At 69.2% G+C, this 9,570-nt stretch carries 8 protein-coding genes; 5 read left to right on the top strand and 3 right to left on the bottom strand.

What is annotated here, in order from left to right; all coding sequences use genetic code 11:
- The coding region (locus tag AB0J09_RS44650; RefSeq protein WP_360705370.1) for a LacI family DNA-binding transcriptional regulator at window positions 1–201 on the bottom strand (201 nt) is incomplete at its 3' end.
- A 131-nt stretch (window positions 202–332) separates the two neighbouring features.
- On the opposite strand from AB0J09_RS44650, the gene AB0J09_RS44645 reads away from it, so the two are divergent.
- Both AB0J09_RS44645 and AB0J09_RS44640 read left to right on the top strand, forming a co-directional pair.
- Window positions 333–2,432: a hypothetical protein gene (locus tag AB0J09_RS44645; protein WP_360705367.1), complete on the top strand. Its 2,100-nt coding sequence runs from the start codon at window positions 333–335 to the stop codon at window positions 2,430–2,432.
- A gap of 25 nt (window positions 2,433–2,457) precedes the next feature.
- Window positions 2,458–4,491 (top strand): beta-galactosidase, encoded by a 2,034-nt coding sequence (locus AB0J09_RS44640; protein WP_360705364.1) that lies wholly within the window; start codon window positions 2,458–2,460, stop codon window positions 4,489–4,491.
- A gap of 9 nt (window positions 4,492–4,500) precedes the next feature.
- Here AB0J09_RS44640 and AB0J09_RS44635 read toward each other — a convergent pair whose 3' ends face one another.
- On the bottom strand, window positions 4,501–5,544 hold the full coding sequence (locus tag AB0J09_RS44635) for a mannonate dehydratase (RefSeq protein WP_360705361.1): 1,044 nt from the start codon (window positions 5,542–5,544) through the stop codon (window positions 4,501–4,503).
- A 13-nt stretch (window positions 5,545–5,557) separates the two neighbouring features.
- Window positions 5,558–6,274, bottom strand: coding sequence for a GntR family transcriptional regulator (locus AB0J09_RS44630; protein WP_360705358.1), 717 nt, complete (start codon window positions 6,272–6,274; stop codon window positions 5,558–5,560).
- 66 nt (window positions 6,275–6,340) lie between these two features.
- On the opposite strand from AB0J09_RS44630, the gene AB0J09_RS44625 reads away from it, so the two are divergent.
- From AB0J09_RS44625 to AB0J09_RS44615, 3 genes are read left to right on the top strand one after another with little or no spacing between them, the layout of a single operon-like run.
- Window positions 6,341–7,675, top strand: a complete 1,335-nt coding sequence (locus AB0J09_RS44625) for a sugar ABC transporter substrate-binding protein (RefSeq protein ID WP_360705355.1) — start codon at window positions 6,341–6,343, stop codon at window positions 7,673–7,675.
- Window positions 7,676–7,695: 20 nt separating this feature from the next.
- Window positions 7,696–8,580: a sugar ABC transporter permease gene (locus AB0J09_RS44620; RefSeq protein ID WP_360705352.1), complete on the top strand. Its 885-nt coding sequence runs from the start codon at window positions 7,696–7,698 to the stop codon at window positions 8,578–8,580.
- Window positions 8,577–9,425 (top strand): carbohydrate ABC transporter permease, encoded by an 849-nt coding sequence (locus AB0J09_RS44615; RefSeq protein WP_360705349.1) that lies wholly within the window; start codon window positions 8,577–8,579, stop codon window positions 9,423–9,425. The genes AB0J09_RS44620 and AB0J09_RS44615 overlap by 4 nt, the downstream gene beginning before the upstream one ends.
- Window positions 9,426–9,570: the final 145 nt, after the last annotated feature.

Raw genomic sequence — 9,570 nt, 5'->3', positions numbered from 1 at the left:
CAGGCCCACGACCTCGGTGCGGCCGCGGGCCAACACCCGGCCGCCGGCGCTGGGCCGGTAGCCGAGCGCGGTCATCGCGGCGACCACCCGTTCCCTGATGGGGTCGGTGACCGTGGGCTCGCCGTTCACGACGCGCGAGACGGTCTGGTGCGAGACCCCGGCGCGGGCGGCGACGTCGCGCATCGTCGGAGGGCGTGCCATCTGGTCACCTCGGTATGAGCGTTCATGTGATGACTACCTGTTGACATCAGCGTAATGCGATCTTACCTTCATCGGTGAGTCAAGTGACCGTTCACTTGACATCCAATCCCCGGCACAAGGGATCTCTGGTCATGGACGACAAGCAAGGCATGACCCGCAGGCAGGCGCTCGTCCACGGCGGCAGCGCGGTCCTCCTCACCGGCGTCGCCCCCGCGCTGTTCCCCCGGCAGGCGCAGGCCGCGGCGCTGAACGTCACCACCTCGTGGGTCGGCAACACCTACTCCGGCGCCACCGAGTGGATGCAGGACTTCGTGTTCAACATCGCCGTCACCCCCGACGGGACGGTTTACACCGTCAGCTTCTGGGACGAGGCGGGCAACTACGCGGGCATCTACAAGGACGGCCACCTCACCGGCAACTGCCACCGCGCCAACGGGGACGCGGTCGCCGTCAACGCCACCAACGCCTACCTCACCATCGGCAACGGGCTGACCGCCTTCACGCTGGCGGGCGCGTACACGTCGCTGACGTTCGACGTCGGCAGCCCGCCCGCCGCCGCGGCCGCCATCGACACCCAGGTGATCGCGACCGACCGGGCGCAGAACCGCGTCCTGGTCTTCGACGCCGAGACCGGGACGCTGCTGCGCTCGTGGAACGTCAACCAACCGGGCGCGGTGGCGGTCAACAAGGCCACCGGCGACATCTGGGTCGTCGCCAACATCACCCGGGACACCAACGACGGCCACTTCTGGCACGTCGATCCGGCCAAGCCCGCCCAGATCCTGCACTTCTCCAACACTGGCACGGCGCTGCCGGGCACCATCGCCGGCTCGTCGCCGGACTGGATCCCCACCTCGCTGGCCGTCGACCGCGACGGCAACCTGCTCGTCGGCGACAACGGCCCGCTGCGCCAGGTCCACACCTACACCAACCTGTCAGCCGCCACCCCGACCAGGTCCAGGAGCCTGGGTCAGGCCGGCGGCATCGGGTCGGGGACGCCCGGCGCGGTCACCCCCGGCAAGCTGTGGGGCATCACGGGGGTCGGCGGCGACTCCGCCGGCAACGTGTACGTCTCGATGTGCGAGTTCGGCTCGTGGCTGCGCAAGTACGACCCGAACGGGAACCTGGTGTGGCAGCTGATGGGCGCCGAGTTCGTCACCTCGGCCGACTTCGACCCCTCCCTCGCCGCCGACGGGATCCGTATCCGCAGCCAGCAGAACCACTACCGCATGGACTACACCAAGCCGCCGGGGAGCAACGCGACCTGGGTGGGCCACTCGCTGGACTCGGTGAAGTACCCGCAGGACGCGCGCCTGTTCCTGACCGGGCACCACCACCACTTCACCTCGCCGTTCCACAAGCGCCTCAACGGCAGGCTGTACATGTACGCCACCGGCATGTACAGCTCGCACCTGCTCATCTACCGCTACGACGGGGAGATCGCCAAGCCGTCCGGCGCCATCTTCAAGGCGCACTGGACCGGCGACGACCCGACCTGGCCCCCGGCCCAGCCCGCGGTGGGCGAGTGGATCTGGCGGGACATGAACGGCGACGGCAAGTTCAGCGCCGAGGAGTACCTCCAGACCGGGACCGGCGCGAACTCGCCGAGCAACTGTTGGGTGTGGTTCGTCGACGACCGCGGCGACATCTGGGAGGGCGGCGACCGCAACCTGCGCCGCTACCCGATGCAGGGCTTCGACAGCCAGCTCAACCCGATGTACGACTACACGAGCCGGGTGACGATCCCGCTGCCGCCGCCGTTCACCGTCGTCCGGCGGCTGCACTACGACGTCGGCACGGATGTCATGTACATGTCCGGATATACGGCCGCCCAGCCGTTCGAGAACGCGTACTGGAAGGAATGCGGCAAGGTCCTGGCACGCTACGACAGGTGGAGCACCGGCAACACCACGCCGACCTGGACCATCCTGCTGCCGTGGGACACCACGGCGACGCCGGTCGTCACTCCGGTGTCCTGGGCCCCGGCCGGTGACTACGTCTTCAGCTGCGGCGTGACCACCCGCGGCCAGGTATGGGCCTGGCGGGCCGCCGACGGGTCGGCGGCGGGGAACTGGCAGTCGGGCGCGAACGTCGGCGGCGTCTCACGCACCGGGTGGGTCGACATCCCGTACGGACTGAACGCCTTCAAGCGGTCGGACGGCTCGTACCAGATCACCGTCGAGGACGACCTGTTCAACAAGGTACTGGTCTACAGCTGGCTGCCGACCTGATCCGCTCTGGTAGTGAGGAGAATCCGTGGGGACGCAGTGGATCCGCTGGCCCGCCAACGTCGTGGCCCGGTCGGGCGGCGAACCGGTCGCCTTCGGCGGCGACTACAACCCCGAGCAGTGGGACGAGAGCCTGTGGCCCGAAGACGTGCGGCTGATGCGCGAGGCGGGTGTCAACCTCGTCACGGTCGGCGTCTTCTCCTGGTCGGCGCTGCAGCCGACCCCCGACCGCTGGAACTTCGGCTGGCTCGACAGGGTGCTCGACCTGCTGCACGCGGCTGACATCGCGGTCGACCTCGCCACCGCCACCGCCTCGCCGCCACCCTGGCTCACCACGCGGTTCCCGCAGACGCTGCCGGTCGACCGGCACGGACGCGTGATGGCACAGGGCGGGCGCCAGGCCTGGTCGCCGTCGTCGCCGGTCTATCGCGAGCACGCGCTCGCGCTGGTGGAGAAGATGGCCGAACGGTACGGCAGGCACCCGGCCCTGGCCCTGTGGCACGTCTCCAACGAACTCGGCGGCCACAACGCGCGCTGCTACGACGACGCGACCGCCGTGGCGTTCCGGGCCTGGCTCAAGGACCGGTACGGGCACTCGCTCGACCGGCTGAACACCGCGTGGACCACGACCGTGTGGAGCCAGGGCTATTCGGCGTGGGAGGAGATCCAGCCGCCGCGGCTGACCTTCACCGACGCGAACCCGACCCAGCGGCTGGACTTCGACCGGTTCAGCTCCGACCAGTTGCGCGAGCAGCTGCGGGCGGAGGCCGCGGTGTTGCGGCGCGTCACCCCGGAGGTGCCGATCACCACGAACATGGTGCTGTTCGACGCCGGCAAGAACATGGACTACAGCTCGTGGACCGGCGACGTGGACCTCGTCGCGAGCGACCACTACCTGAGGGCGACACCCGACGCCCAGGCCGAGCTGTCGTTCTCGGCCGACCGGGCCCGCGGTCTGTCGGCGGGCAGGCCGTGGCTGCTCATGGAGACCGCCACCGCGGCCACGAGCTGGCGCCCGGTCAACCCCGCCAAGCGCCCCGGGCAACTCCGGCGGGACGTGTTCTCGTACGTGGCCCGGGGAGCCGACGGGATCGGCTTCTTCCAATGGCGCGCCGCCCAGGGCGGGGCCGAACGGTTCCACTCGGCGATGCTCCCGCACGCCGGGCCGGACAGCCGGAAGTTCCGTGAGGTCTCGGCTCTCGGCAGGGAGCTCGCGTCCTGCGCCGAGGTGCTCGGCACCCGGGTGGACGCGGACTGCGCGATGGTGTTCTCGGAGGAGTCGTGGTGGGCCGCCGAGCGGGAGGGGCATCCGCACAACGGGCTGTCGTACCTGGAGTCCGCGTTGCGCTGGTACCAGAGCCTGCGGGACGCGGGCATCACCGTCGACATCGTGCCCGCGTCGGCTGACCTGTCCGGATACCGGCTGATCGTCGTGCCGATGCTCTACCTTGTTTCCGACCGCGACGCGGCCGCCATCGCGGACGCCGCGCACGCGGGCGCCACCGTGCTCGTCACCTACTTCTCTGGCATCGTCGATCCGCTCGACCGGGTGCGGCTCGGCGGTTACCCCGGGGCGTTCAGGGAGCTGCTCGGCGTGCGCGTGGAGGAGTTCGCGCCGTTGCCGGAGGGCGAATCCGTGGGCGTCGACGGGGTGACCGGGCCCGCCGCGGTCTCGACCTGGCACGAGGAGATCGATCTCACCGACGCGGAGGCGCAGGCACGTTACACCGGTGGCGACTTCGCGGGCGCCCCGGCGGTCACCCGCGCGACCCGAGGCGCGGGGGAGGCATGGTACGTGGCGGTGGAACTGGACGACGACGCCCGTTCCCGCCTGGTGGCGGCGGTCGCCGAGCGCTCAGCCGTGGTGGCGAGACCCTCGGAGTGCGGCCTCGAGGTGGTGATCCGCCGTTCGGCCGAGCACGACTACGCCTTCCTGATCAACCACGGCGACACCGCGACGAGCGTTTCGGGGTCCGGAACCGATCTGCTGGACGGATCCGGCCACGCCGGAAAGATCGAGATCCCAGCGGGAGGTGTGCGGGTCGTCAGGCTGGCCGCCTGAAGCGCCGCATCACCGGCCGGCCGGGTCGTCGAGGGCCAGCCCGTTCAGGACGCCCTGCAGGTATCCGATCGCGTGCGCCCGGCCCCGGCTGCAGTACGCCTGCGACGAGGTGTCACCCCAGGTGTCCACGTCCCCGATCATCGCGGGGACGTGGTCGTCGATGAGGAACCCGTCGAACCCCGCGTCGTGCAGGCGGCGGATCACCCGGGCCGGGTTGAAGTTGCCCTCCCCGAGGAAGCACTCGGTGAAGCGGGGCACGGTGCCGCGCACGTCGCGGAAGTGGACGTAGCGGATGGCGGGCCCCAGGAGGTCGATGACCTCGTTGATGCTCTGCTCGCCGTTCATCTCCGACACCGTGCCGAGGCACAGGTTGAGCCCCCACGACGGGCTGTGATTGGCCTGCTTGAGCGCTCGTTCGAGGGCGGCGGGCGAGGTGAAGATCCGGGCGATGCCGCCGAGGGGCACGTCGACCGGGGGGTCGTCGGGGTGCAGGGCCAGCCGTACGCCTGCCTCTTCGGCCACGGGCAGCACCGCGTCGAGGAAGTACTGGTGGTTGGCCCACATCTGGTCGGCCGTGATCGGCTCGTCGAGGGGAAGGTCGGGTGTGAGCCGGTATCCGGCGAGCGCGTTGCCGCGGGGCACGTCGGCCAGGTCGAAGGCGGTGATCTTGGCGCCGCCGCGTCCGCGCGCGGCCATGTCGGTGCGCCAGACGTACGTGCCGAGGAAGTTGTAGCCCAGCAGGTCGATGCCGACCGCGGCGAGGTTGCGGATGGTTGTCCGATAGTTCTCGATCTGCTCGTCCCGGCCGGGCAGGCCGCGCTGGATCTTCCAGAAATGAGCGAGGGGGACGTTCTCCAGGCCGTCGATCGCGAGCCCGTCGGCATCGCAGCGTTCGCGCAGTGCCCGCAGCTCGGCCAGACTCCAGTAGCCGTCGGCACCGGGCAGCAGGTCGGGGGTGTGGAGCTGGACGCCGGTCAGGCCGAGCTGGTGGGCGAAGGTGGCGACGTGGGAGTCGTACCTGTCGATGTGGCCGAGGCTGATGCGGATGGTCATTCCTGCCTTGATCTCAATCGGTGAAGTAGTCGGGGAACCTGGCGTGCAGCGACGGGGCGAGATCCTTGGCGCGCCTGGCGTGCCGGCTGATCAGCGCGCGACCGGCCGGGACGTCGGCCCGCTCCAGCGCGTCCACGATGGCGCGGTGCTCGTCGATCAGCACGCGCGCGCCGTCCGCGTCCGGCAGCGTGAGCCGACGCAGCCGGTCCAGCTGCAGCTTCGACCGCTGCACGGTCTGCCAGGCGCCCAGATAGCCGGAGAGCGCGAAGATCTCGCGGTGCAGTGCCTCGTCGGCGGCGAAGAAGGCGTTGTAGTCCTCGGCGCGCAGGCTGTGCTCCTGGCGTTCCAGCAGCTCGCGCAGCGCGCTGACATCCGGCGCCTCGTCCGCGCACGCGACCTCGAAGGCCGAGACCTCCAGGCTCTCGCGGATGAACCGCGCCACCTCGACCTCGTGCAGGCTGATCAGCCCGACCCGGGTGCCGACCTGCGGCACGACGTGGACGAGGCCCGCGTCGGCGAGCCGGGCCAGTGCCTCGCGCACGGGCGTGCGGCTGACGTGCAGCCGTACGGCGAGGTCGGTCTCGGACAGTGACGCGCCTGGGGCGAGCCGGAGCTCGCGGATCGCGGACACCAGCTCGTCGTAGACGCGATCGGAGGTCCGGGCCGAGGGACGTTCCCGCACGACCGGGGAAAGCGTCGGGCCGGGTGTCGGCGCTGCTTGGGGGTTCACGAAATTAATCGTTGCATGCCAGTGTACTTGTATGCAAGTATCCGGGCGTTAACCCCATAGACGCACATGGGAAACAAAAACGCCGTGCCGTACGGGCATCGAGAGGAAGTCATGGTCACGCGAAAGGCGAGACTCGCCGCGGCCGCGATCGCCGCCGCCGCCGCGCTCACGGGATGCGGCGGCAACACCGAGAAGTCAGCCGGTGGCGGCCCGGTGGAGGTCACCTTCTGGGGCTGGGCCGCCGGGTACGACAAGTCCGTCGCGCTGTGGAACCAGTCCCACCCCGGCATCCACGTGAAGTACGAGGCGCTACCCAGCGGCGGTTCGACCGGTTACGACAAGATGCTCACGGCCGCGAAGGCCGGCACGGCTCCGTGCCTGGCCCAGGTCGGCTACGAGACGTTCACATCGTTCCTGGCCGCCGGCGTGCTGCAGGACGTCACCGAGTACGTCAAGCCGCGGCGGGCCGAGTTCCCCGACTGGGTGTGGAGCAATGTCGGTGTCGACGGCAAGGCGTACGGCGTGCCCGTCGACACCGCGCCGATGGCCATGTTCTACCGCGCGGACCTGTTCAAGAAGGCGAAGATCGCGATCCCCAAGACCTGGGCGGAGTTCACGAAGGCCGCGGACGCGGTGAAGGCCGCCGACCCGCAGGCCCGCATCATGAACCTGCCCACCGACCCGTACCTGTTCTCCGGCTTCGCCTGGCAGCGCGGCGCCTCCTGGTTCGGAGTCAAGGGCGACTCGTGGACCGTCTCCATCGACAGCGCCGCCAACGCCGAGGTCGGCCAGTACTGGCAGGGGCTGTTCGACAAGGATCTCGTCACCACCTATCCCGCCTTCGACGCGGCGCTCTACTCGGCCTGGAGCAAGGGCAAGGTCTGGTCCGAGGTCGGTCCGGTCTGGTCGGCGTCCCTCATCCGCGACAACGCCGGCGGCTCCTCCGGCAAGTGGGCCGTCGCCCCCATGCCCCGCTGGGACGGCACCGACGCCGTCGGCAACTCCGGCGGTTCCTCCACGGCCGTCATGAAGGACTGCAAGCACCCGAAGGAGGCCACCGAGTTCGCCCTGTGGATGTCGACCGACGACCAGTCCGTGTCGAATCTGATCGTATCCGCGGCGATCCTTCCCGCCTCCAAGTCCGGACTGGCCAACGCGGCACTCGACAAGCCGGAGAGCTATTACGGCGGCCAGCCCATCTACCAGCTGTTCCGCGGCGAAGCCGGCAAGGTGAACCCGACCTGGCAGTGGGGCCCGGTGATGGCCACCACTGCCTCCTCGCTCGGCGACGGTCTCGGCAAGGTGCCCACCAAGGGCGGCACCTTCCAGGACGCCCTGACCGGAGCGCAGCAGGCGACGCTCTCCGCGCTGCAGACCCAGGGCTTCTCCGTCAGCAAGTAGTTAGGGTGATCGTGTCCCATGTGACGATTCGGCGACGTGGTCGCCTCCGCGACCTCCGCCGCGCCGCGCCGTTCGTTCTGCCGTTCCTGGTGCTCTTCGTCGTGGTCTATCTGATACCTGCCGGGTACTCCGTCGTGCAGAGCTTCTTCGCGGTGAAACGCTCCGGACTGGGTCTCGGCGGCGCCGAGACCGTCTTCGCGGGCTTCGACACCTACCTGCGGGTGTTCCAGGACGCGGCCTTCATCGGCTCGCTGGGCCGGGTGGCCTTCATCGGCCTCATCCAGGTGCCCGTGATGCTCCTCATCGCGCTCGTCCTCGCCCTGCTCATCGACTCGTCGGTGTCGACAGGGCGCAGGTTCTTCCGAGTCGCCTACTTCATCCCGTACGGCCTGCCCGGCGTGATCGCGGCGCTGGTGTGGTCGTTCCTCTACGCGCCCTCGCTGAGCCCGATCACCCGGATCTTCGACATCAGCTTCGTGACGGACGGCGCTCTGCCCTTCTCCATCGCGAACATCCTGACCTGGGCGTGGACCGGTTACAACACGATCCTGATCTTCTCGGCCCTGCAGGCGATCCCCGAGGAGACGATGGAGGCCGCCGTCCTGGACGGCTGCTCCGGCTGGAAGGCCGCGCTGCTGATCAAGATCCCGCTGATCCGGCCGGCCCTGCTACTGACGCTCGTGTTCTCCATCATCGGTACGGCACAGCTCTACAACGAGCCGGTGACCATGAAGTCGGTCGCGCCGAACCTGCCCTCGACCTACACCCCGATCATGGCCGCACTGCGATCCCTGTCCTCCAACGACTTCAACTACGCGGCCGCGCAGTCCGTGGTGCTCGGCGCCGTGATCTGCGTGCTGTCGGTGCTGGTCTTCCGCGCCTCGGCCAAGAGGGTCGACGCATGAGCGCCCTCACCAGGGTGAACCCCCTTACCCGGCTGCTCGTGCTGCTCGTGATGTCCCTGTTCGCCGTCTACTTCCTGGTCCCCGTGTGGTGGCTGGTCGTCTCGGCCGGCAAGGGCCAGGGTGAGCTCTTCTCCGGCAACGGCTTCTGGTTCGGCGGGCACTTCGCCCTGGTGGAGAACGTCCAGACACTGTTCAGGGCCCAGGGCGGCATCTACTCGCGCTGGCTGCTCAACTCGCTGCTGTACGCGGTCGGCGGTGGCGTCGTCTCCACCTTGCTGTCGTCCATGTGCGGGTACGCGCTGGCCAAGTTCCCCTTCCCGGGGCGGGAGGCGGTCTTCGGCACCGTGCTCGCCGCGGTGCTGCTGCCCGCGCCCGTGCTCGCCATCCCGCTGTACCTCGTGTTCAGCTACACCGGGACCATCAACACGTTCTGGGCCGTCTTCATCCCCAGCATCGTCAGTCCCTTCGGCGTGTACCTCAGCCGGATCTACGCGGCGTCCTCGATCCCGGACCAGCTGATCGAGGCGGGCCGCCTCGACGGCGCCGGCGAGTTCCGCATCTTCACCATCGGTGTCAGGCTGATGGCGCCCGCGATGGTCACCGTCTTCCTGTTCCAGTTCGTTGCGATCTGGACGAACTTCCTGCTGCCCTCACTCATGCTGGCCGACACCTCCCTCCAGCCGGTCACGGTGGGCCTCGTCAGCTGGCGCGAGCTCCAGGGCTATCCCATCAGCTACACCACGGTCGTCACCGGCGCGCTGGTCTCGGTGATCCCGGTTGTCGCCATGTTCCTGTCGCTGCAGTCCTTCTGGAGCAAGGGCCTCGCGACGGGGGCCGTCAAGTAGCACACCCCCCACAGAGAAGGACGGTCCATGAACATCCTGCGAGGGATGCTGTCGTCCCTGTGTGCCGCCGCGCTGGTGCTCGCGGCACAACCCGCCTCAGCCGCCACGGACCCCCCGCCCACCAACCTGCTCGCCGCCGACATGG

It is taken from the genome of Nonomuraea sp. NPDC049784 (assembly GCF_040659615.1).
In the GTDB taxonomy this organism is placed as follows: domain Bacteria; phylum Actinomycetota; class Actinomycetes; order Streptosporangiales; family Streptosporangiaceae; genus Nonomuraea.
The sequence above is the reverse complement of the archived record's forward strand: the minus strand, read 5'-3'. Positions and strand labels throughout refer to the sequence as shown.

Excerpts from the sequence above, each read along its gene's own strand:
- AB0J09_RS44645 (WP_360705367.1), top strand. The coding sequence starts at position 333 with ATGGACGACAAGCAAGGCATGACCCGCAGGCAGGCGCTCGTCCACGGC.
- AB0J09_RS44635 (WP_360705361.1), bottom strand. The coding sequence starts at position 5,544 with ATGACCATCCGCATCAGCCTCGGCCACATCGACAGGTACGACTCCCAC.
- AB0J09_RS44625 (WP_360705355.1), top strand. The coding sequence starts at position 6,341 with ATGGGAAACAAAAACGCCGTGCCGTACGGGCATCGAGAGGAAGTCATG.
- AB0J09_RS44615 (WP_360705349.1), top strand. The coding sequence starts at position 8,577 with ATGAGCGCCCTCACCAGGGTGAACCCCCTTACCCGGCTGCTCGTGCTG.